This window comes from Prevotella melaninogenica (assembly GCF_018128065.1).
Taxonomy (GTDB): domain Bacteria; phylum Bacteroidota; class Bacteroidia; order Bacteroidales; family Bacteroidaceae; genus Prevotella.
The window spans coordinates 740666-763182 of the sequence record NZ_CP072359.1; the positions used below are offsets into that span (position 1 = coordinate 740666).

At 40.4% G+C, this 22517-nt stretch carries 20 protein-coding genes, 2 tRNA genes and 3 pseudogenes; 15 read left to right on the forward strand and 10 right to left on the reverse strand.

What is annotated here, in order from left to right; translation table 11 throughout:
• Positions 1-177 precede the first annotated feature (177 nt).
• From J5A56_RS02995 to J5A56_RS13390, 3 genes are all read left to right on the forward strand, one after another.
• Positions 178-1479, forward strand: coding sequence for an IS1380 family transposase (locus J5A56_RS02995; RefSeq protein ID WP_211815494.1), 1302 nt, complete (start codon positions 178-180; stop codon positions 1477-1479).
• A 178-nt stretch (positions 1480-1657) separates the two neighbouring features.
• A complete protein-coding gene (locus J5A56_RS13385) occupies positions 1658-1942 on the forward strand; it encodes a hypothetical protein (protein WP_021671698.1) in 285 nt (94 codons plus the stop codon).
• A 105-nt stretch (positions 1943-2047) separates the two neighbouring features.
• Entirely contained in the window at positions 2048-2284 is a 237-nt protein-coding gene (locus J5A56_RS13390) for a hypothetical protein (RefSeq protein WP_231370807.1), read from the forward strand.
• A 637-nt stretch (positions 2285-2921) separates the two neighbouring features.
• Here J5A56_RS13390 and J5A56_RS03005 read toward each other — a convergent pair.
• Positions 2922-4625 (reverse strand): glycoside hydrolase family 10 protein, encoded by a 1704-nt coding sequence (locus J5A56_RS03005; protein WP_021671701.1) that lies wholly within the window; start codon positions 4623-4625, stop codon positions 2922-2924.
• A 1059-nt stretch (positions 4626-5684) separates the two neighbouring features.
• On the opposite strand from J5A56_RS03005, the gene J5A56_RS03010 reads away from it, so the two are divergent.
• From J5A56_RS03010 to J5A56_RS03045, 9 genes and pseudogenes are all read left to right on the forward strand, one after another.
• The gene (locus J5A56_RS03010; protein ID WP_021671703.1) at positions 5685-5942 is read left to right on the forward strand and encodes a hypothetical protein; all 258 of its coding nucleotides are present in this window, start codon (positions 5685-5687) and stop codon (positions 5940-5942) included.
• Positions 5943-6068: 126 nt separating this feature from the next.
• Positions 6069-6212 (forward strand): annotated as a pseudogene (locus tag J5A56_RS13820) (IS30 family transposase); the annotation flags it as partial.
• A gap of 137 nt (positions 6213-6349) precedes the next feature.
• Positions 6350-6829 (forward strand): outer membrane beta-barrel protein, encoded by a 480-nt coding sequence (locus J5A56_RS03015; protein ID WP_081691282.1) that lies wholly within the window; start codon positions 6350-6352, stop codon positions 6827-6829.
• Between the two features lie 167 nt (positions 6830-6996).
• Complete coding sequence (gene recR, locus J5A56_RS03020; protein WP_021671706.1) at positions 6997-7605, forward strand: recombination mediator RecR; 609 nt, start codon at positions 6997-6999, stop codon at positions 7603-7605.
• Between the two features lie 8 nt (positions 7606-7613).
• Positions 7614-8066 (forward strand): hypothetical protein, encoded by a 453-nt coding sequence (locus J5A56_RS03025; RefSeq protein ID WP_036919669.1) that lies wholly within the window; start codon positions 7614-7616, stop codon positions 8064-8066.
• Complete coding sequence (locus J5A56_RS03030) at positions 8067-9269, forward strand: glycosyltransferase family 2 protein (RefSeq protein ID WP_021671708.1); 1203 nt, start codon at positions 8067-8069, stop codon at positions 9267-9269.
• Positions 9270-9272: 3 nt separating this feature from the next.
• Complete coding sequence (locus J5A56_RS03035) at positions 9273-9800, forward strand: GNAT family N-acetyltransferase (protein ID WP_021671709.1); 528 nt, start codon at positions 9273-9275, stop codon at positions 9798-9800.
• A gap of 75 nt (positions 9801-9875) precedes the next feature.
• Positions 9876-9949 (forward strand) — tRNA-Asp (locus J5A56_RS03040).
• A gap of 25 nt (positions 9950-9974) precedes the next feature.
• A tRNA-Asp gene (locus J5A56_RS03045) sits at positions 9975-10048 on the forward strand.
• Between the two features lie 515 nt (positions 10049-10563).
• Here the strand turns inward: J5A56_RS03045 and J5A56_RS03050 are convergent.
• The 7 genes and pseudogenes from J5A56_RS03050 to J5A56_RS03080 all read right to left on the reverse strand — a co-directional run.
• Entirely contained in the window at positions 10564-11034 is a 471-nt protein-coding gene (locus J5A56_RS03050) for a hypothetical protein (protein ID WP_021671711.1), read from the reverse strand.
• A gap of 2 nt (positions 11035-11036) precedes the next feature.
• Positions 11037-12272, reverse strand: a complete 1236-nt coding sequence (locus J5A56_RS03055; protein WP_021671712.1) for an AAA family ATPase — start codon at positions 12270-12272, stop codon at positions 11037-11039.
• Between the two features lie 923 nt (positions 12273-13195).
• A complete protein-coding gene (locus J5A56_RS03060) occupies positions 13196-13864 on the reverse strand; it encodes a hypothetical protein (protein WP_021671714.1) in 669 nt (222 codons plus the stop codon).
• 414 nt (positions 13865-14278) lie between these two features.
• Positions 14279-14908, reverse strand: coding sequence for a hypothetical protein (locus tag J5A56_RS03065; RefSeq protein WP_021671715.1), 630 nt, complete (start codon positions 14906-14908; stop codon positions 14279-14281).
• Positions 14909-15154: 246 nt separating this feature from the next.
• The gene (locus J5A56_RS03070; RefSeq protein ID WP_021671716.1) at positions 15155-15817 is read right to left on the reverse strand and encodes a ParA family protein; all 663 of its coding nucleotides are present in this window, start codon (positions 15815-15817) and stop codon (positions 15155-15157) included.
• Positions 15818-16434: 617 nt separating this feature from the next.
• The gene (locus J5A56_RS03075) at positions 16435-17124 is read right to left on the reverse strand and encodes a hypothetical protein (protein ID WP_021671717.1); all 690 of its coding nucleotides are present in this window, start codon (positions 17122-17124) and stop codon (positions 16435-16437) included.
• A gap of 2023 nt (positions 17125-19147) precedes the next feature.
• Positions 19148-19348 (reverse strand): annotated as a pseudogene (locus J5A56_RS03080) (hypothetical protein); the annotation flags it as partial.
• Positions 19349-19870: 522 nt separating this feature from the next.
• On the opposite strand from J5A56_RS03080, the gene J5A56_RS03085 reads away from it, so the two are divergent.
• Positions 19871-20782 (forward strand): hypothetical protein, encoded by a 912-nt coding sequence (locus J5A56_RS03085; protein ID WP_249112004.1) that lies wholly within the window; start codon positions 19871-19873, stop codon positions 20780-20782.
• On the opposite strand, the pseudogene J5A56_RS13395 reads toward J5A56_RS03085, so the two are convergent.
• Together J5A56_RS13395 and J5A56_RS03090 are read right to left on the reverse strand one after the other, a co-directional pair.
• Positions 20724-20951: pseudogene (locus J5A56_RS13395) on the reverse strand (hypothetical protein). The gene J5A56_RS03085 and the pseudogene J5A56_RS13395 sit on opposite strands and share 59 nt — an antisense overlap.
• A gap of 499 nt (positions 20952-21450) precedes the next feature.
• The gene (locus J5A56_RS03090; RefSeq protein WP_021671519.1) at positions 21451-21720 is read right to left on the reverse strand and encodes a hypothetical protein; all 270 of its coding nucleotides are present in this window, start codon (positions 21718-21720) and stop codon (positions 21451-21453) included.
• A 142-nt stretch (positions 21721-21862) separates the two neighbouring features.
• On the opposite strand from J5A56_RS03090, the gene J5A56_RS13825 reads away from it, so the two are divergent.
• Positions 21863-22111 (forward strand): hypothetical protein, encoded by a 249-nt coding sequence (locus J5A56_RS13825; protein WP_314500534.1) that lies wholly within the window; start codon positions 21863-21865, stop codon positions 22109-22111.
• Positions 22063-22224 (forward strand): hypothetical protein, encoded by a 162-nt coding sequence (locus J5A56_RS03095; protein WP_211815437.1) that lies wholly within the window; start codon positions 22063-22065, stop codon positions 22222-22224. Before J5A56_RS13825 ends, J5A56_RS03095 begins: the two co-directional genes overlap by 49 nt.
• Positions 22225-22517: the final 293 nt, after the last annotated feature.

Consider the following 22517-nt stretch of genomic DNA (forward strand, 5'->3'; position numbering starts at 1 on the left):
TATTGTTGATAAACGGTGAGCTATTATAATTATAGTTTTCCTTTCCCTTAATTCCGCAGCATAAATTCTTGTAAGAACTCCAAGTGCCTGAGAAACAAAGTCTTCAAAACACTTGGATATGTCAGAATTTTCACCTATCTTGGTGCTGCAAACATAACAAGTAAGCAAAAATCTGACATGACAAAGGTAGCAATTAAAAACGAGAATATCACTTCTTTCGGTGGAATTTATCACATTATGGACGTTTTCTCAAAGTTAGGCTTTGAAAAACTTACCGAATCTGTATTGGGTAAACGTGGAAGTAGTGGCAAAGCATTCAGCCATGGAAGTATTTTCGGCTCTCTCTTCTTCAGCTACCTTTGTGGTGGAGAATGCCTTGAGGACATCAATGCGCTTATTGGGCAGTTCAAGCAGAGACCTGACACGCTATTACCCGGTGCCGACACTGTGGGGCGCGGACTAAAGGAGCTTGCCGAGAAAAATATTGTCTATAAGAGCGAGACTTCCGACAAGTCGTATAGTTTCAACACGGCAGAAAAGTTGAATACCTTACTTTTACGAATGATACGGAGGATGGGGCTTATAAAGGTGGGTAGCCATGTTGACTTAGACTTTGACCGCCAGTTTATTCCAGCCCACAAGTTCGATGCAAAGTATTCTTACAAGCAGGATTTTGGCTATTTCCCTGGTTGGGCTTCCATTGGGGGAATCATAGTCGGAGGTGAGAATCGTGACGGAAACACCAATGTGAGATTCCATCAAGAAGACACGCTCCGTCGCATTATGGACCGTGTGACCTCAGAACTTGGTGTGGTAATAGAGCGTTTCCGTGCTGACTGCGGGTCGTTCTCAAAGGAAATCATCCAAACCGTAGAGCAGCGCTGCAACACGTTCTATATACGTGCTGCCAACTGTGGCAGCCGATGCGAGGACTTCCACCAGCTGAAAGAATGGAAGAGCATTGAAGTTGGTTATGAGAGATGCGATGTCACCTCTGTCAGCATGGACGACCTCATCGAAGGAAAGTCATACAGGCTTGTCGTACAGCGTAGTCCTTTGAAAGACAAGGATGGCAGGGAGCAGACGGATATGTTCGGAGTAATATACACATACCGCTGTATCCTCACCAATAACTGGACATCTACTGAGAAAGACATCATTACATTTTATAATGAGCGTGGAGCAAGCGAAAAGAACTTCGATATACAGAACAATGACTTCGGATGGTCGCATCTGCCATTTTCCTTTATGGCTGAGAACATGGTTTTCATGATGGTTACCGCCATGCTGAAGAACTTCTATCTCTATCTCATCCGTCATATCAGCGAGAAGGTCAAGCCATTGAAAAAGACAAGCAGACTGAAAGCCTTTATCCTACATTTTGTCAGCGTGCCAGCAAAATGGGTGCGCACTGGAAGGCAGAACGTTCTGAACCTATATACAAATAAAACCTACTACTCTGAAGTATTCCTTGAATAAACAGCATGTCTTTGTGGTTTTTCATACTTCCCCATTGGTTTGGGTGGGGGATTTTATGCGCCTGTAAGGGCAAATTCCAGCCTAAGGTCGCTTCCTATCACATGTAGAGGCAAAAAGATGTCTCAATACACAAAATCATCTCACAAGAAAAAGTGCTGCGGAATTAAGGTTAAAAACAATGAATCGTTATTTTCTTTTGGCATTATCGCTATTCATGTTTCTAACATTGACACCCTGCAACGCACAACGCAATGAGAAACTTTGCTGTGGTCATAAACCTGACTCAGCTGTAATCGTGTTAAACAACCAGGCGGTAGACGCTTATACAAATCACTCGAACTCACCTGACTCTGTGAAGAAGGCGATGACCCTGCTTGATTGTGCTATTGAGAAGGACCCTGACTATCAGCTTGCTTACGCTAACAAGGCGGAATATCTCAAAAATCAAGGTGAATTGACATAGGCGTTAGAGACGCTAAATGCTTACCTAAAGCGTAATCCAATAGAACCTTACACACTTCTTGGTGCTGGTATGTTCTATGAGAAGTTGGGGAATAAAAAGGAAGCAATGAACTACTACAAGCGTGCAGAGGCAAATTTCAAGAGACTCTATGAGAAAGATCATGATAGTGCACACGAGATAAACCGCTATGCTGCCATCAGGTTGATGGAGGGTCCTGAGAAGGTTAAGACTTTGTATAAGGCTGAGAGAGACCGCCTTGCCTCAAACGAAGAGCGACGCAAAGTGAATGATGTCTTTGTGATGACTATCATTGAAACTCCACGTGAACAGCTTTTAAAATGACAGAGTGAACGGGTGGACAGGTTAACGAGTTGCTTGTAGACAGGGAAAATAAAAGACAAAGTAACAGATGAACAAAGTTCTGTTTGGTAACAAGTTAGCAAGTGAACGAGTTGCTTGTGCTGAATTTGTGTTTTAACGTTCTGTGTTATCAATAACCTTTAGGTTTCTGTGTGTCCTATGGACTCTGTTTATCTGTGCTATCTGTGAGAAAATAAAGAGCTACTCTATCACAGCATTCTCTCACAGATGACACAGAGGAACAGAAAGAACAGATTTCCTTTTTGCACACTGAAAGGCTCAGAGACCTAAAGGTCGGAGAATTCACAGATTTATAGTTGACGAGTTAACAAGTGGACAAGTGAACCAGTTGCTTGTAGACAGAGTAATTGAAGACAAAGTAACAGATGAACAAAGTTCTTTCGAGTAACAAATGGACAAGTTGACACGTGAACAAGTAAACGAGTTGACATGTTACTTGATAGATAAAAAAAATAAACCAGTTGATAGCAAACAAAGCATATAACTTGTTTACTTATCAACTGGTTTATTCGTTGACTAAAAACTTGTTAACTAAAAAACTTGTTCTTATGTTACTCTGTCTTTACATACCCTGTCTACAAGCAACTGGTTAACTCGTCTACTTCGAAGTCCTCTTGACCATGAATGAGCCTAAGGCGAAAGACTTTTTCTTATGGTTGTAGACCTTGAGGGAATACATACCGTCGGACAGGGAACCGATATATAACTGGTTGTTTTTTAATGATTTAGCATTAACGATGCGGAGAATAACACCCTGCAAAGAGAGGATTACATAACGATCGGCATCCGTTAGCTTTGCTGCAGCAGGGAGGGTAAGGGCGTTTCCATCATTAGCGAGCAGTGTAGCAGGAGACTTCGAAAGCGTCGAAGACTTCATATTCTCCTGTAAAGCAGGCGTTTCTAATCCGTAAGGGTCCATACCTCTAACCGCAAAATAGAGATTAGGATTGACGTTCTTCAACTGCAGCGTCTGCCCAGTATAGCGTGTAAAGAGCAGGTTTCGCGCATCCTCAGTATCAACAGGATAGGTGTAGCTGGCGTATATATTATAATAAGGAGTGACCGCCTTCCACCTCAGAATCACCGACTTATCCTCTCGACGTTCTACTAATGAGGAATTGACAGCATATGGCATGGCAGCCGTTGACACAACACCCTGCATCTTATGAGGGAGGGAAAGCGTAGTATTAAACTGCTTCTCAAAGTCGTAGACACCCTGCTTGTTAGCCGTGAGGAAGTAAGAACGGAAATGAGCATGTCCCACTCCGAGGTCACGACTGACGTACATCTGACGAGTCAGTTCGCCCAACGTCCAATTACCCTCACGTGGATCGAGGAAGTAAGTACCCAAACCTGTCACTATCTCACGCTTATAAGCATTCTCAACCCAGTCTGCAACAAAAGGATAATAGTTGTCGCCACGGAAGTATTGCATCGGATAGAGCTGGTCCATCAACCCTAATCTCATCCACTCCTGCGCCTCTTGTGAAACACGATCGTGGGCATTGAAATTCTTTGAACTATAACGACTGAGGTCAGCATGCTTACCGATTGGTGAGCACGACATCTTCACCCACGGTTTGATAGCTTTCACCTCGTCATGAATAGCACGCACAATGGCTGTGATATTGCTACGACGCTCATCTGGTGTGTCACCATCACGATAGGAAGGGCGTGGCCATCCATCAGGATAGCGGATATAATCGAGGTTGATACCATCCACATCATACTTTCTCACAATCTCTCCACAGATACTCGCCAAGTAAGGAGCGACAGAAGGGTCGGCAGGGTCGAGATAAGAACCCGTAGCGTAGTTTCTGATTCGGAAGCCCTTCTGTTTCAGCGTTCTGCAGCCCAACGAGTTTTTTGCACCTACGGGAATCGTTGCTATCCAAGCATGGAGTTCCATACCACGTTTGTGACATTCCGTCACGGCAAAGGCAAGCGGGTCATAACCATAACCCGGTGCCCCACCCTCAATGCCTGTGATACACCGATCCCATGGTTCGATATCCGACGGATAAATCGTTGCTGCACGCACACGTGCCTGTAAGAGGACGGTGTTAATATTTGCTTTCTGGTATTTATCGAGGATGTCAATCAGTTCCTGTTTCTGCTGTTCAATACTCTCTGCCGACCGTGCGTAAGTCTTCGGCCAGTCGAGGTTAGCCAGTGTCGTCAGCCAAACGGCACGTGTCTCCCGCTTCGGCATCCGCTTCGTAAGATAGTCAGAAAGATTTGTCTGTGCGTGTGTTGTAATCGTTATTACGCAAAGGAGCGTAAATAAAAAAAGCTTCTTCATATATGAAATAATAATATACGTGAATTTGAGGGACTAAATAATCTGAGTTCAATGGGGTATAAGTATCTGTAAATTCAGTGATAATGTAATTCTACCCCTTTATCGTGTGCTCTCTAAAGAACTACAAACAGAAACCACAATAGCCACCGAGGACAAAATTACTAAATTATTTCGTATGGTAGATGACTTCTATTCGTTTTTTAATATAATGTGGCGAAATACACGTTAAAATCCACTCTAAAAAGCGGTTTATGCTGAATGAGGAGTAATAAAATCTGCTTTCTTCATGGAAACTATCTCTCTTTCTTTCCGATGAATATGCGGTTTGCCGCCCCTTGTGACAAATGTGCCTTTGCGACTTTGCCACTTGAAGCATTGGAATTTTATTTACAAAACAAGCCGTAAAAAAAACCGAATATAAACCTAAAAACGAGTATCAAAATCACCCATGTAAGTTACTTGCCATCAAGCATTTGCAAGACTGTATTTCAAAAGGTGCTTAGTAAGGGTTCAAAAGGGCGTTAGTAAGAACCTTAAAGGGCATCTTTTGCAAGCCAAAAGAGCATCTTTTAGAGCCCTAAAGAGCATGTATTGGTTTTGAGATGAGTGAAAATAGTTTACAAACACAAATAAAGCAGAAAACAAAATCGACTCTATTCATATATCAATTTGCCTTTTTCCATGATTTTCAAAGATTTACTCTAAAGACTTGCAAGATTAAAATAAAAGAACTATCTTTGTCGTGACAGTTTCCACCATGCCTCTTTTAAATGCGTACCAGGGTGGAACTTTTGCTTTTAATACACTTATGAGTAAGCAAATAGCTTGATAAAAGAACCAATAAGCTAATATATAGCCTAAGAAACCATACCCATTTTTCAACATATTCGACTAAAAATGGATATATAAAATTAATAGAAGATGACGACATTGTTTTTTCTTTTATTCCAGAGAAATTACCATCAAAAGAAAAACTAATAGAAGAGAACCTGAATTTCAAATAATGATTGATGAGAATGGTGAACTTGAAAACAGGTAGAACAATAACATTAAAATAATATGAAGAGAATAAAAATTGTTCGTGTATTGGCAACTTATATTTGTCATGATCCATTTGCATATAGCCCTATCTGGACATGGGATAGCTTTCCTCCAATTATATATACAGAAAGGGAAAGAATACTTCCTGTATTAAAAGAATGGGAACATAAAGGATATTTAACTTTAATATATGATGAGAAAATAGCCTTCGTCCTTAACGTAGAAAAATTACCATCAAAAGAAAAACTAATAGAAGAAAGTCGTAATATTAAATAAAGAGAAGTAGAAAAGAAATTAACGAAGAAAGTATGGGACTTTGCCTATAGCTGCTTTATTTGTTCAAAGACAAATCATAGATAGAAGATAACATGCATGTTGCATGGCATAATAGAATATCAAAGGAAAAAATGCAAAGAGCTGGCACGCACTGTAATACATTTGCCATCTCCATTCAAAGAGTATGTCAAGTCTATTACAACTGACAATGGAACTGAATTTGCTTGCCATGAAATAATAGGCAAAAGCCTTGGTGGCACCATCTATTTTATAAAGAATGTCAATTTTTTCCTCAATCCAAATATTATTTTTACCTTTGTCTTAGAATGTTGACAGAACCCCGATGGGGTTACTTGTCAATCCAAATTTTATATTTATATCGTTATATTACTATGATAAAAAGATTTATGTTGCTCGTTGCAGCAATGGTAGTGAGTGTCGGTGCATTTGCACAGTTTCAAGAGGGCAAGGGTTATTTTGGTGCTTCCCTTACAGGACTTAACTTGCACTATAATGGTAAAGATGGCTTAAATATTGGCTTGCAGGCAAAGGCTGGTTACTTCCCTTGGGATGATGTGATGGTACTTGCGATGGTGGATGCTGCACACAATGGTTCAGAGACCGTTGCCGACCATATCAGTGTGGGTGTTGGTGGACGTTACTATATCACACAAAACGGACTCTATTTGGGTGCGAATGTGAAGCTCCTCCATGCTAATCACAGCTATAACGACCTATTGCCTGGTGTTGAGTTGGGTTATGCTTTCTTCATCAACCGCTCGGTAACGATAGAGCCTGCTATCTATTATGATCAGTCATTCAAGGATCATGATTATTCATCAATTGGCTTGAAATTAGGTCTTGGCATCTACCTCTTTGATGATTAATCGAAGAGAACGAAAACTGATATTATTTTGTGGACTGGCTGTCTTAAAATGGGGATACACCAGATGGTGTATCCCTATATCGCTACAAGAAACGACTGTCCTAAAAAGAGGATAGCAACAACTATCCTCCTTATCTATATCTCGAGCCTACGAGAATTAATTTTTAAATGCAACAATACCCTTCTCAACTCTTAGAGCGTGCCGTAGAGGCTTTCTCACAGTTGCCAGGTGTGGGGCGTAAGACGGCCCTACGCCTTGTTTTGCATCTGCTACGCCAGTCGACTGATGACGTGGATAGCTTTGCCGATGCTGTCATACGGGTGAAGCACGATGTGAAGTATTGTAAGGTTTGCCATAATATTTCTGACGATGAGACATGTTCTATCTGTTCTGACGCACGCCGAGATGCCTCGCTGGTTTGTGTGGTAGAGAACGTTCAGGACGTGATGGCAATTGAGAATACGCAACAGTTTCACGGACTCTATCACGTCTTAGGCGGTATCATCTCTCCCATGGATGGTATCGGACCGAACGACTTAGAGATTGACTCGCTCGTACGACGCGTGGAGGAGGGAGGCGTAAAGGAAGTCATCCTTGCCCTTGCCAGTACGATGGAGGGCGACACGACCAACTTTTATATCTCACGAAAGCTGAAAGACACGGGCGTGAAACTATCGGTGATTGCTCGTGGTATCTCTGTTGGTGACGAACTTGAATATACTGATGAGGTGACGTTGGGCAGAAGTATTCTGAACCGTACACCGCTTGACTCTTAATCATGACTATGGACAAAACAAGAAAAATACTCCTTTCTGAGCTTATTGGCTCTGCGTTTATCACATTACTGATTATCGCTGTGTATGAGCTTGAACTGCTTTTGCCTGGCGGATGGGCAGATATTGAGAGCACGAATATGGTCACCACGCAATTCTTAATGCAGTTGCTGACCCTTGCTGTCATCCCCCTGTCGCTTTTCCTTTTCAAGATTGGATACGTGCGTTCCGACTTGCATACGGACGAGAGCCACGTCAGTCGCAAGCTCCTCTTTTGGGGTAGCGTACGAATGATGATGCTTTGCATACCGATGATACTCAACACCTTCTTCTACTATGCCTTCGGGGATAACGTAAGTTTCTTCTATCTTGCCGTTATCTTGGCATTGAGCCTATGCTTCGTCTATCCCAGCAAGAAGCGTTGCGAACACGAATGTGCGATGGATAATTCAAAGCAGGAGTAAATGAAGCTAAGCGTTGTCATCGTTAATTATAACGTAAAATACTATCTCGAACAGTGTTTGAAGAGTCTTCAGCGTGCTTTGAAAGGCGTTGAAGCTGAGGTTTTTGTGGTTGACAATCATTCTCACGACGACTCTGTCACCTATCTTCGCAGCCGTTTCCCTGACGTACATTTTATTGCCAGCGCACACAACTTAGGTTTTGCTTGTGGCAATAATATTGCTATCCGACAGAGTAAGGGCGAGTATGTCTTACTATTAAACCCCGATACGGTTGTGGGTGAGGACGTTATCCGTGCGTCAATTGACTTTATGGACAACCATCCAAAAGCTGGAGGACTTGGCGTACAGATGCTTACGCACATTGGCGAACGTGCTTTGGAGAGCCGTCGTGGCTTGCCTTCTCCCCTGGTTTCGTTCTATAAGATGATAGGACTTTGCAAACACTTCCCACAGAACGACCACTTTGCACATTATTATATGGGTAGTCTGCCGTGGGACGAACCAGGCAAGATTGAGGTTATTAGTGGTGCTTACTGCTTCCTGCGTAAGACAGCCTTAGACAAGATAGGATTATTAGATGAGGATTACTTTATGTATGGCGAGGATGTCGACCTGAGCTATCGACTGCTGAAAGCCGGTTTTGAAAACTGGTATCTGCCTGTGCGCATCCTGCACTATAAGGGCGAGAGCACACAGAAGTCCAGCTTCCGATATGTCCACGTCTTCTATGATGCCATGCTCATCTTCTTCCGCAAGCATTATGGCGGTATGAACGCATTGTGGCGACTGCCCATAAAGACGGCTATCTATATGAAAGCCCTTGGCTCACTGATAGGTACAACCATCCGCGCAACGCGAAAGAAGTTGGGATTTCGCATATCAATAGCCAAGTCGTTCCCTCATTATATATTTGCGGTAGGTGAAGACGTGGTAGAAAAATGTCAACATCTTGCAACCGATAATGCCTTGGTGGCAGAGTATCGGGTGACGGAGAAGGACGATTTAGAACGAACGCATACCGAACTGATTAAACAGTTTGGTGGAAAGGGTAAGAACTACTGCATCGTCTATGACACCGAACTCTTCAGCTATCAAGACATTCTGAACGTCTTTGCTCAACAGCCCTTGCAGAATATTCATATTGGTTTCTACCACAAGAAGGAAAACAGAATCATCACCATGATGGAAGTGATAGGAGATTAAAATATGGAAAAGAAACAGCACGTGAAAGTAAGATTGAGAGCGATGGAACCTGAAGACCTCGATATACTCTATCATATTGAGAACGACCGTAGCCTGTGGAATATCAGTACTACGAATGTTCCTTACAGCCGTTATGCACTGCATAATTACATTGCCGATGCGAAAAACGACATCTATATCGACGGACAACTTCGTATGATGATTGAGAATTGGGAGCAGAAGATTGTTGGCGTCATCGACCTCGTCAACTTCGACCCGAAGCACCAGCGGGCTGAAATGGGTATCATCATCATGAAACCCTTCCGCCAACAAGGCTATGCTCACGCGGCTATTTCAGCCTTAATCGACTATACCCGCAGCGGTCTACATCTGAAACAAATCTATGCCGTCGTAGACGTTGAGAACGAAGTCTCAATCCACTGCCTCTCCTCGATAGGATTTACAAATGGAAGCATCTTAAAAGAATGGCTTTATTGTGATGGGAAATATAAAGATGCAAGGATAATGCAACTTTTTATAGAAAAAGGATAAAATTTTTGGTAGAATAGATTTTTATTACTACCTTTGCACACGCAAAACAGAAAAAGGGTTTTAATTATCCATTTTGGTGCGTTAGTTCAGTTGGTTAGAATGCCTGCCTGTCACGCAGGAGGTCACGAGTTCGAGTCTCGTACGCACCGCTGAAACCCCAAATCTGTAATGCATGGTGCGTTAGTTCAGTTGGTTAGAATGCCTGCCTGTCACGCAGGAGGTCACGAGTTCGAGTCTCGTACGCACCGCTGAAAAGAACCTTGGCTCTCCGCCAAGGTTTTTTTTGTTGGCACGCTCAGCATGAGCATTATGTCTTTAACGGCAAAAATAGAAGGTCAAACACGCTGAATTATCTTTACAAAAAAATCTTCAAAGACTTGGAAAAGGCATCAAAAGAAGTAATTTTAGTTCCTTTGTAAGTTACTTGTTCTCAACAGATTACAAAGGCGGTTTCAAAAGGGCATTAGTAAGGGTCTTAAAGGGCGTTAGTAAGACCTCAAAAGGGCATCTTTTAGAAGCCAATAGGGCGTTAATTGAAAGACAATAAACGCCCTATTGTTTTTTTGAATTTGAATTATTTTTACAACACGAGGTATGAAAGAAGAAAGAAACTTCTCACGCTTTCGTAAGAGGCGATACGTTCCTACAGCTCTTCTCAAAAACACCGAAAAACCTCATAACAACATATAGAGCCCCTAAAAGAAATCTCAACATAAAAATCGCCTCACAAGAAAAAACGCTGCGGAATTGAGTTTCTCCTTTATTACAAACGGTCTGTCTGACCAGGTTTAATGTTCTTATAATCGACATTCAGTTTGGCAAACTCAATCTTCAGTTTCTCCAATTTGGGATTCGCCTTGTTCGTAGGAAATGATGTCGCTACCAGACGAGCTTTCCTTTGCCGATTGCTAAAGCTGTCGAATGTAGGATTATTTGCTGTTGCAAGCAGCTGTTGCATGCCATGAATGGCATCATGCCCTTTCAGTTCAACGAATATCTGTGTCCATGCTTCCTTAGACCCTGCCGATGTCTGTACCATCACCAACTTGTCACATTTGACACCAGTCTTTATGATGTAACCGTCAACTTGAAAGACCGCAGACCGCAGATTCCCTTGAATGTCAAGAGTGTATTTCTTTCCTTGCTCCCGTGTGGCAACCGTTTTACGTACTTCGAGGGACTGTTCAGCCTGATACCCAGCACGAGTCAAGTTCTCGTATGTACTTTTCCCCATGACTATTCTGCGTATAATATTTCATTGATACGACCCACATGCTCATCGACCCAATCAGAGACACTATCCAAGTTTATACCAGAGAGCATCGGTATCTCCATATCTTTGATGTCCTCGAACACACCATCTTTGTTGATGAAATATGCCGAGAAAGCATCTGTTGGAAGCAACGTACTTTCGTCAATCACATCTTTAAGCCTTTCGTCGCCGGGCTTCTTCTCAACGGCTGCTGCATCTGCTATCAAGACATTGAGTATTGACAGCACGTAAGGGCTATGTGTAGTGAGTACCACCATAGAACGATGCTTGCCAACTGACTTCACAGCTTTCAGATGGCGTATGATGTTCTGCACAAGTTTACGTTGCGCATCGGGATAGAGGTTCTGCTCCGGCTCTTCTATGAAAAGTTGTGCCGACTGGTATTTCATCTTCTCACGGATTGGAGCCAACTCCTCTTCCGTGACCTCATGGGCACCATGTACGATTTCATTGCGTACATCCGTATCTAACGACTCCATGAGGCGGTTCATCAAATCCGTCATACTGAATTTGACTACCTTTCCTACTACACCCATAATATAATCTGTCATCACGTCGATAGGCATGATTGACTGGACACCGCTTGAAGCATAGAAAGAAGTTATAGGCTTGCCGTTTGGCAGCACCACATAATCAAGTCCTTTATCGCTATAATATTTGAAATCATCTGTCAGAGAAAGATTCAACTTGTTATCAGAGCCATAAGTATCCTTTGCCTCATACCACTCCTGTATGAAATTGAAGATGGAATCCCTTTCCTTTGCTTTATACGTGTCATTGATGTTCTGAACGGCAGAAACGAGATTTCTTTCAGCCGGAATATAGGACAGTTTGGAATTATACCTATCCTCCCAAGCCTCTAACTTGCGGTTGATTTTAGCATTCTGGTCAACACCTGTCAGTGAGATAGTAACCATATCACCGTCATAAATGATTTCGGTGCCCTCCTTGAAATACATTTCATCAATACGGTGAAATTGTTTCAGCTCCCTGGTAAAACGCTTGTTGTGTGTATATGCCTGAATTGTGTTATCAAAAGAAGTCATTATCTTCTTCTCTATCCAACGGCAGAAGCATAACACCTTCATGAAAGTGCTCTTACCAGAACTTTGGCGACCGATGACAAGCAGCACATCGGTTAGATTGATTAGACCAGTATCTTTGATTGGTCCAAGATTTTTTATCTGAATTGTTGCCATGTTATTCTATTATACCTTAATTCCGCAGCGTAAAATCTTTTAGGAAATACAAGTGCCTGACAAACAAAGTTCTCAAAACACTTTGAGATGTCAGAATTTTCACCTATCTTGGTGATGCAAACTTAACAAATAAACAAAAATCTGACATGACAAAGGTAGCAATTAAAAACGAGAATATCACTTCTTTCGGAGGAATTTATCATATTACGGATGTTTTTCAAAGTTGAGTTTTGAAAAAACATCTGACAGGTCTTACTGTTTCAACACAGCAGAGAAGCTGAACACCTACTTTTACGGATGATACGGAGAATGGGGGTTATATAGAGTTCTTCCGTTAAATGCGTGGATGTTTTTCGTATAGCTTTAACGGAAGGAGCGAAGTTATGCGTTAAACAAATAGATAGTCAAGACAGTCTTGGCTACCTACTTTATTATCGTCTTCCGATGCAAAAAACCTTTTCATATTAATTCTTTAATAATCCGCTTTTTGAATTTGAATTACCTTTACAACAAAGGTATGAAAGAAGAAAGAAAGAGGGTGTGTCAAAATGCAAATTAATAACTTGACAACTTTCAATCTATAAGTAGGGTTCTTCTAAAGGCAAAGAAAAGACCATTTCTTTACTCAAAATCGAGTACAGAAATGGTCTTTTTAATGAATTGTTTCAAACTGTAGGATTATCAAAATGGAATTTGCATTTTGACACACCCTCCGATACGTTCCTACAGCTCCTTCTCAAAAATACCGAAAAAATTATGCTTTAGATTTTTCTTGTCCTGAATGTAGAAATACACTCCCCAACTATTGGCGATTGCGATGACAAAAATCATCAAAATTCATGCAGCCATTTTACTATGTGTTGCATGATTAGCTACATCACATCGGATGTTATGCATATTCCGTCTGACATTTTAGCTTCTGTCTAACCGCAGGTAACATCAATCTTAATGCGAAGCATAGCACTGACAACACGCAGGATCTTTGCTTTCTCCTTCGTTGTAGAAGGGGTGGTAAGCCAACGGTGTTCATCGAGCTGCACCTGATACTTAGTTTGCTGTGTAGAGGTAATCAGATCGTATTTGCCCCATGGGATATGTTTACGCATGACATCGTCGACGCCCATCTTCTTTATCGCCTCAAAATAGGTTTCCGTAGCACGACCTTTGTCGATTATCTCCCCATCGGGGAACGTTACCTGCAGACTGTCACGATTACGCTTCTTCCTCTTCGTCTCGATGTCATTATACAACTCAAAATCAGTCCCTACCTCAACGACAAGTCCCAAGGCGAGCTGATCACTGATAGACCGCAGCTGCATATACTTCGTCTCTGTATCAGACTGTGTGTTAACATACCAGCCATCGCAGACGGGCTTCATCCATTCTTCATACTTAGGATATACGGTCTTTGACAAGAGTGGGAGGTGGCACATCGTCATGTCTATCTGCGGAAAACTGTCAGACCCAATCTCTTTCAATGTGGCTATCATCGTAGCGATAGATCTCATACAGCAAAACACCTTTCCATCTGGGAAGGTTACGCGAAGACGTTTATGTCTTGTCCTTTGTCGAAGTGCTTCATTTTCTTCCATAGCTAAATACTTTATTTATTGGTGTCTACTCAAAAAATCTTTTAACGATATCTGTCCATCACTTCGCACGATTTGTACAAATCATATAAGGTTATGTGCATCATGTACTTTATCTGACCCAGCAAGCAATCTATCAACAATCTGCCAACAAGCAATCAGTCGAAAATTCATAAGGGTATCTCGCTTTTTAGTTGGGGTAAGCGAGTTTTTAGAAAACAAGTTATTTGCCTGTTACTTACCTTTTTCATTTCGTGTAAATTGCATCATTCGTAGTCTTGTAACATTCATTCGTGCAATTCATGCAATTCGTTGTTCCGTACATTCATTGCCTTAACTCGTGGGGGGTATCTCGCATTTCACGCCCTCCCTATGGGGGAGGGGTCGGGGGTGGGGACCAGTTGGGAGTTTTTTTGCTTACAGCAAGCTCTCTCCGAAAATAGCGTTCTTAATGTCCTTCTCATGCTCGAAGACGAAGCGAGCAACAATGGCACTCAGCAAGGCTGTTGAAGGTAGCTTCACACTCGTTGCAGACTTCAGACGATCGAGGACACCCTTGAGGTCTGAGTCGATATAAACGGTTGCTAAACGAGAGTCGCGTGCCTTATAGTCGCGTGCCAAGTCGAGGAATATCTGCCAGCTATCCTCACCGCTATCCTTTGCAAGCGAATACTCACGCGCTAACTGTCTGCCCTCCGCCTTTGGGAGCTTCTTTGCAGCTGGTGCGGTGCGGTCCTTACGGTCAGTAGCCTCTTGCTTAGGCTCTACTCGTCCGAACTGACTTGTTTGGGCAGCAGGCGCGATGGGTTCTTCAACAGTCTGTGCTGGTTCAGCAAACCGTGCAGCCTGCTGTTCCTCAACTTGAGTACGCACCTCCTGCTCAACACTGCCTGTATCATACTGTACAGGCTCGTTAGCTTCCTGCCCATCCGTCGTCGTCTCCTCTGCGTTAGTAGTAGGAGCTGGTCTTGCACCCTTCTGTACGCTATGTGCCAAGTCGGTCATTGCACCAGGCATCATAACCATTGTTTTCTTCTTCTTAGCCATTGTATCTTTATTTTTACATTATTATATATAAACGTGGGACCTTATCATTTCCCTTCTCTTGATGTGTCCCTTCGTCATCCTCTCTCCCCTATTGCGCTCCTCACGAAGTCTTCTCAGTTAGCATTGTCTAACATCGTTTGTCCAACCTAATCTGCTTGACTTTTATCTAACCTACCTTGTCCAGTTTTATCCAACTTCATCCCGTTAGGCACTCCCCCTCTTTCGGAGGGGGCTGGGGGGAGGTTTTTACTTCATCCTCCTCAGCATATAATCAAACGCTTTCTTCACTGCATCGCGCTGCGTACCAAGCAATTCAAAAGTGTTTGTACGCTTAAGTGTCGCACGGCTGTTGACAACGGGTGTGACACGTCCGAAGTTACCAAACACCTCATCGGTTCTGCGCCACATCTCTTGCTCTTCAGCCGTACCGATACGAGGGTCGATGCGGTTAGGAACGAAGAAGAGTTGTGCGTTCATCTGTGGGTTATGCTCGCGCAACACATTGAGCACCTGCACGAAGACACCCGTTGAATCGAGTGCCTTATCCTCGTATTCATAAGGACAAACAATATAGTCGGCACCCACGAAGAGCGGTGCTAAACCGTCCTCACTGATGTTACCTGGTGAGTCGAACAGCACGTAACCCTCCACCTGCGAAGCTGAGTCGACGAGCGTCTGCATTGTCTCGACATCTGTCACATCGAAGTCCTGCACGTTATATGGCTCTTCTTCGCCCTCATAGATGAGCTTGTCCTTTCGGCGCTGCATCAGAATAGTCTTCTGCAAGTCGGTATCAATGATACACACGTCCTTACCCTTTGCAGCAAGATAATTAGCAAAGAGGATGCACAGCGTGCTCTTCCCTACTCCACCTTTCTGATTTGCAAAAACAATTTTCTTATTCTTCATTGTTTATATATTTATATTTTTACTTTCTTGTTTATTTCTTTGTTTATCTATTTACACGTTCAAATATTTATATTTTCATTTGCATATATACGTGTTTGCGTATTTAAATATTTACATCTTTATTTATTCATCTATTTACGCATTTTGCCATCTCTGCTTTTCCTATCGTCAGATAAATGCGAGTTGGCTACCTCTCCCCACTCTTTACTTTGCGACGTTTATCGTTTTATGTGTAAAGAAAGGACTTTTTTATAGTTTTCGCCTTTCCAATAGCTTTTTCAAGCCTTTCAAGTGCTATTTTGTCTCCTTTCATCAACAACTCTGACAACTTTAAAAACATCATATTGATATTAATTTATATCATTATTGTTTCTTATACTCTAAGAGTGTTTACATTATAATAGTTTTATATCTAATAACACTTTCATTCTGTCAACTCTCCCCTACTCCATGACCTTTCATTTCTGCGATTTTTTTAGTTTTCTAATCCCCTATCCGCAAAATCTCAAATTATAAACAACCTTTTTCCCTTCTCTGAGAAAATTGTTTCTTGAGGGCAGATTAATCAGATGGGGTGGGGGAGCATCGGTTGTGCATTAATCTGAAATGACTTCATCTTAATCGTTCTTAACCATCGTGGTTTTTAATATACAGAATGGAAGTAAAAGAATAACGAAATTAAACAGAGTGATAAAAGTATAAAGTGTTGATATGTCCGCCATCGATACACCGCCTACATAAGTATATACAAACAAGTAAACCAAATCAATCACCCATGACAACAGCTGACAGCCAAACAATGAGACACCAAACAAGCGAATCTTACCAGCGAAATTCTTCACCAATTGTACACACAAAATAAATTTTGTGAGGACAAGAACTAAATAAGCAATTTTCGAGAAAGACGTGAAGAGTGAAGGCAATCCACCATTGAGTATCGCCTGTACACGATCTTCTGAGCTAAAAAGGAACATTGGCAATATGTCAGCAAGTGCCAGGCTAAATATGAGCGCCATCATAATGGTAAGCGTCAACTGAACCGCTTTGTAACCATTCTTATTTAAACATCTACGGAAGGTCTCCAGCATCGTCAATTTTGTTGCTGCAATCATAAAATATTCAACTGCACGAATACAATCATTCCCCTGTAGGGTAGCGAAAGCCTGAGTGAAAACTCCTTGTCCATCATTTGGCGTCGATGTCCAACCATCAACCAAATTGAAGACACTAAAAACAACAAACAAACTCAAACTCCAATTCAGAACCTGACCTGCCTTTGATGTAATAGAAAATGTCTTTAATTTCATATATATTTATATAAAGATAGGTTCAAATAAATACACACATATTGATGTGGTTATATTTTTATACTTGCAAATATACATCTAATTATCGAAACAAGCAAATACATCTAAACATTTTTAATGAGAAAAATAAAAAGATAAGAAAGCAAAAATACAATAAAATATTTACCCTTTTACGCTTTAATCTTTTTATATATTTATGTATTTATGTACTACTATTTATAAACAAAGATGTAAATAAATAAATATCAAAAATAGAAAAGGATGAGACTTAACCATAAAATACTTTTATGTTTTTATATATTTCTATACTTTCAAGATAAACAAAAGCATAAAAGAAACTATATATTTATATTATTAAGGAGATACATAAAAAAATAATTACGCAAACACTTAAGCAAAATCAGAAAAAGCAAGAATAAAAAGTAGAAAACGTAAAATAGCAGTAAAGAATATAATAACGACAAAAAGAACAAATATATTACAAGCCAAAGATAATGGCGTATAAGAAAAACAGCAGGAGATCATGACATCAGACAACGAAGTAATAAAAAAGACTCGATGAAATGGAAGAAAATACAAGAATATAATTACATGAATATATAAAAATACAGAATACTAATAATCAATGGGTAACTACAGAAATTGGGGAAAGAATAAAAAGAGAGCAATACGAAAGTACTAAGTAAAAACAAAAGAAAAACACTAAAAAAAAATGATTTCATCGAAAACAAGAAATAAAAAAGCTATTAGAAAGCTGACACAAGACGCTCGAAAATAAAACAAATAAGAATCAGATAAATAAAAAAGGAAATAAAAACATAAATAATGATTTCAATAAATATATAGAATATTAATATACAAGTAGTTAAGATGTAAAAGAATGGCTCGAAAGTAAATTATATAAAGAATAAGAACTCAAAATAAGATTGAAAACAAAGAAAAAACTTCTAAAGTACAAAAAACAACAAAGAATCAAGAAAGAAAAGTATGAAAACAATTAAGAAAAAGAAAAATAGACCAAACATTAAAAGTACCAACAAATTAAAAAAGATTTAAGAAGAATATGTAAAAAAGAAATAGATAAATATAAAAATAAACCACGAATAAAGAAAAAGAGAAAATTAAGCAGTAATATAAGAAAAAAATAAATGCATAAGAGACAATATAGTTTTATATAATTATGTATATTGAGAATAAGAAGGGACAAAAAACAAAATATAAACATATTTATATACTTCCTTATTTAAGTATCTATATACGCTAAAACATATTTATATATTTATAAAAACCAAGCACACAAAAATAATATTATATTCTTATATAAATATAGAATTATATTATAACACATTAAACTAAAAATCCACTTACATAAATAAACAACAAAAAGAAAAATAAAGTAGATAAACAAACAAAGAAATAAAACGATAAAAGTATTTTTATATACTTAAATATTCAAGCAAAAATATCAAAAAATAAAGAGATAAAACCGTAAAAAGATAGCTAAAAGTGAGAGGAAAAATAGGGGAGAGAATGTGCGACAAAAAGATGAAAAAGAGACAGAATAACAAAAAAAGACAGAGCTATAAGAGAGACAGAATGACATAAAGACAAAGTAACATAAAGAAAAAAATATAAAATAAAAAGATTAGGAGATAAAAAGACAAAAAACAGATGGTTGGCAAAAAAGGATGACAAACAAATATGAAAAGACTTAAAAGACTAACAAGAAGAGTTTAGATTAAAGTTGCTGTCACTTTTAACAATTAAAATAAAACAACTATAAACCAAACGGTTACAACATAAAACTGAGTGAGAGGAGTGACAGCAAAACGAAAAATACTTCAAAACAATGAAAGGAAAGACAATGATCATCTGAAATATAGAGGAATAAAACAAAACTCTTATATCCTTAATTCCGCAGTATTTTTTCTTGTGAGAAAATTTTATATGTTGAGACGTCATTTTGGGGCTCTATATGTTGATATGAGGTGCTTCGGTGTTTCTTGGCTCTTTTCTAAGCATAAAATCCCCCACCCAAACCAATGGGGAAGTATGAAAAAACACAAAAAATACTTCCATAACAGAATGCTTTGCCGCTACTTCCACGTTTACCCAATACAGATTCGGTAAGTTTTTCAAAGCCCAACTTTGAGAAAACGTCCATAATGTGATAAATTCCACCGAAAGAAGTGATATTCACGTTTTTAATTGCTACCTTTGCCATGTCAGATTTTTGCTTACTTGTTATGTTTGCAGCATCAAGATAGGTGAAATTTCTGACATATCCAAGTGTTTTGAGAACTTTGTTTCTCAGGCACTTGGAGTTCTCACAAGAGTTTATGCTGCGGAATTAAGGTAAGGTAAACCATATATGAACCATCATTTTATCAACTCTATACTTCAATGGCTGCTCATTGCTATTGTCTTGAGAGCAATCGGAGCATTGGTCTTAGGGGTCGTTGCCGATGGCGGTAAGGGGCCGACAGTGATAGGTCTGCTCATCGGCGGGGCGCTCATCTGGGCAGAGCATTACACCGAGAAGCGGGCCGAGAAGCGTGACGTGCTGGAGATGGAGACGTCGGCAGATAAGGCGGAGGACGGCACGGATGCATTGCCAGCGAGCGAGGAAGCACCGACCGAGAGCTATCGCATCGAACGGGAAGACAATTTTTCCACAGCCATAGAGGCACTGACGCATCAGGAGATTGCCGCAGGGCAGAATAGAGTGCTTGCTTTTGAAGACTCGATGGTGTACGCCTATGAGCTGACGGAGGTAGGATTGCTCACGGGAAGCGGAGAGCAGATGCGCTTCTCGGTGGTGATTCCGCTGCGTCGCAGCAACTGGCAGACGGAGCAGGAAGAGATAGAGAGAAGGCTCGCAAAGGTATGGAGGGGTATGTGGCAAGACTATGTTTTTGAGACGGCGCATGCGTTGTCAGAGAGCAGCCTGATGCTCAAGATAGAGGCTTGCGGGCCGGTAGCCCACGCCGTGAAAGCGTTGAAGCCCATGCAAGATATACTTCACGAGATTATCATACGTCGGGATCTGCATCTGTTAGACTCGTATTTGCTCATTCACGGCTATGATTGGCCAGAATATGCCTATCTTAGAGGTGGACAGGTGGTGCACGATTTCAGAGAAGAAGAGGGTGTGGCAAGAAGTGTGTACCATGAAGATGAGGCGATGGCTGTGGCACGACTGTACGACTTCCAAGACTGCCAACGCATCAGCGAGGCGGAGTATTTAGAGGCACTTTCCTCTTACGCCCACCTGCCTTTTGCGTATCATGGTTCTTACTTGGCGTATAAAAACAATAAGTTCAAAGGCGTAGTCTTCACCATGATTGCGGGCAAATTCCACTTGTTTTGCAGTATTGACGAGGCCTACTTTACGACGGATCTGAGCATGTTTGACCATTTGGAGGAGGCACGTCAGTATAACTGTCGAGTGATGGAGGTACGCTTCAGATACGACCATCTGCCCATGATGCGCCTGCTGACAGGAGAGATATTATATATCGATGTGGTGCTGGAGAAGTATGGAGAGCCATTCTATTATCTTGTTCCAAGCTCGTATGGCGGCAGAGATTATGCTCGCATCAAGGCCGATTATGATGCTGCGAAGGTGGCAGAGATAGGGGTGAAGATGAAACTTTAATATAGTATAGCCTCAAATCCGCAACTAAGCCTTTCAACGTCCTTCTTGCGTGTACACATCCTCTCATTATTGAATTTGCAGATAATTTGAACTTGAAGCACCCACTTTTGCCTACAATATCCCCTTACCCCACAATGTGACTTGAGGCAATACGCAATATCATTCCCATAAGTTGGGCTCTTCAGCAATAGGGAGTGATAATCTGAATCTATTACACAATAAGCCAGACTGAGTTACAAAAGAACTATTTCCTCTTTGCCTTCCTCAACACTATTCTCAACGAATCAGTAAGCACTCTTTTCTCATTACACATAAGAAAATCTGATGGTAGAATAGATAAGGCTAAAGAATCTTCGCCCCCTTTGCCTTGGTGTTCATAACGTAATTGAACTGAGATGATTCTATTCTTTACGTGCGTATTATTGGCTTTATATGTATTGGTTCCAGAGAACGAAAAAGACTTCCCTACCTTTATATTCTTATCATAAAAGTCCAACTGTAAAGAGTCAGGATTCATTACATATTCTCCCTTTAACCCCAATCGGTCATTAGAGCCTAAACATATTTTGTTTTATTATCGAGCAGATTGTTTGGCTTTGTAACGCAGGCGTAGCGGGCTACGTCAAGTTACAAAGACACACAAGATGCCGATAAGAAAATAAAAGATGTTAGGAAACAATACCATAGTAATAAGAATTATACATATTGAGGTCTAATGACCGATTGGGGTTATAATTAAAGAGAAGGTAATACCAGCCACCGAAGTACACACTGCTGACCTTAACCATACGATTCTCTGATAAATGAATATCATGGCTAAACTTGTTGTTATCTAACGGAAGAATAAATCCCGTATCACATGACAGAAGTGATAACAAGAAGAAAGCGTAAAGCCCCAACCATTTAATGCGCCAGCAACTAACTATCTGTTTCGACAATATATTAATACCTTAATTCCGCAGCATAAATTCTTGTGAGAACTCCAAGTGTCTGAGAAATAAAGTTCTTAAAACACTTGGATATGTCAGAAATTTCACCTATCTTGGTGCTGCAAACATAACAAGTAAGCAAAAATCTGACATGGCAAAGGTAGCAATTAAAAACGAGAATATCACTTCTTTCGGTGGAATTTATCACATTATGGACGTTTTCTCAAAGTTGGGCTTTGAAAAACTTACCGAATCCGTATTAAGCAAACGTGGAAGTAGCGGCAAAGCATTCTGTTATGGAAGTATTTTTTGGCTCTTTCTTCATTCACGGCACTCAATGTGGCAAAAATTATGTGCAAGGAACTTGGTACGTCCATCGGTCGCCTTAAAGCGAAGATGATCAATGCCTATTACCCGCAACGAATTATTGACGTGTTCGAGAAGAGCCCGAACAAGCCATTAAATAAAGAAAGGATAAATGATATATTTAGTTTTGCTGCTGATGCAGCATAATATTTAACGGACTATTGTTTTGTGGAATAAAAACAAATATCTATCTTTGTGGTGTGGAGGGAGCGTTTAATCCCTATTAGGACACGTCCTCCATTCCAGCCAGAGTGTTTACTCTGGTTTTTTATTAGCAATATTCCCTTATTACAATAGTCCGTTAAAATTTTGTGGTTTACGAATCTTTCGTCCCTAAGCTAACAGGTATTGTGGCAGAAAGAAAACATGACAGGTCTCTAAAAAAGAGATAATTAGGTAACAAAATATAACTTAATAAAATCGACTATTTCATTGAATCT

Coding starts and splice junctions, on each gene's coding strand:
- J5A56_RS03035 (WP_021671709.1), top strand. CDS start 9,273: ATGGAAAAGAAACAGCACGTGAAAGTAAGATTGAGAGCGATGGAACCT.
- J5A56_RS03005 (WP_021671701.1), bottom strand. CDS start 4,625: ATGAAGAAGCTTTTTTTATTTACGCTCCTTTGCGTAATAACGATTACA.
- J5A56_RS03025 (WP_036919669.1), top strand. CDS start 7,614: ATGGACAAAACAAGAAAAATACTCCTTTCTGAGCTTATTGGCTCTGCG.
- J5A56_RS03070 (WP_021671716.1), bottom strand. CDS start 15,817: ATGAAGAATAAGAAAATTGTTTTTGCAAATCAGAAAGGTGGAGTAGGG.
- J5A56_RS13390 (WP_231370807.1), top strand. CDS start 2,048: ATGAACTACTACAAGCGTGCAGAGGCAAATTTCAAGAGACTCTATGAG.
- J5A56_RS03075 (WP_021671717.1), bottom strand. CDS start 17,124: ATGAAATTAAAGACATTTTCTATTACATCAAAGGCAGGTCAGGTTCTG.
- J5A56_RS03050 (WP_021671711.1), bottom strand. CDS start 11,034: ATGGGGAAAAGTACATACGAGAACTTGACTCGTGCTGGGTATCAGGCT.
- J5A56_RS03030 (WP_021671708.1), top strand. CDS start 8,067: ATGAAGCTAAGCGTTGTCATCGTTAATTATAACGTAAAATACTATCTC.
- J5A56_RS03060 (WP_021671714.1), bottom strand. CDS start 13,864: ATGGAAGAAAATGAAGCACTTCGACAAAGGACAAGACATAAACGTCTT.
- J5A56_RS03055 (WP_021671712.1), bottom strand. CDS start 12,272: ATGGCAACAATTCAGATAAAAAATCTTGGACCAATCAAAGATACTGGT.
- J5A56_RS02995 (WP_211815494.1), top strand. CDS start 178: ATGACAAAGGTAGCAATTAAAAACGAGAATATCACTTCTTTCGGTGGA.
- recR (WP_021671706.1), top strand. CDS start 6,997: ATGCAACAATACCCTTCTCAACTCTTAGAGCGTGCCGTAGAGGCTTTC.
- J5A56_RS03085 (WP_249112004.1), top strand. CDS start 19,871: ATGGTGTACGCCTATGAGCTGACGGAGGTAGGATTGCTCACGGGAAGC.
- J5A56_RS03065 (WP_021671715.1), bottom strand. CDS start 14,908: ATGGCTAAGAAGAAGAAAACAATGGTTATGATGCCTGGTGCAATGACC.
- J5A56_RS13385 (WP_021671698.1), top strand. CDS start 1,658: ATGAATCGTTATTTTCTTTTGGCATTATCGCTATTCATGTTTCTAACA.
- J5A56_RS03095 (WP_211815437.1), top strand. CDS start 22,063: ATGTGCAAGGAACTTGGTACGTCCATCGGTCGCCTTAAAGCGAAGATG.
- J5A56_RS03010 (WP_021671703.1), top strand. CDS start 5,685: ATGAAGAGAATAAAAATTGTTCGTGTATTGGCAACTTATATTTGTCAT.
- J5A56_RS03015 (WP_081691282.1), top strand. CDS start 6,350: ATGTTGCTCGTTGCAGCAATGGTAGTGAGTGTCGGTGCATTTGCACAG.
- J5A56_RS13825 (WP_314500534.1), top strand. CDS start 21,863: ATGGCAAAGGTAGCAATTAAAAACGAGAATATCACTTCTTTCGGTGGA.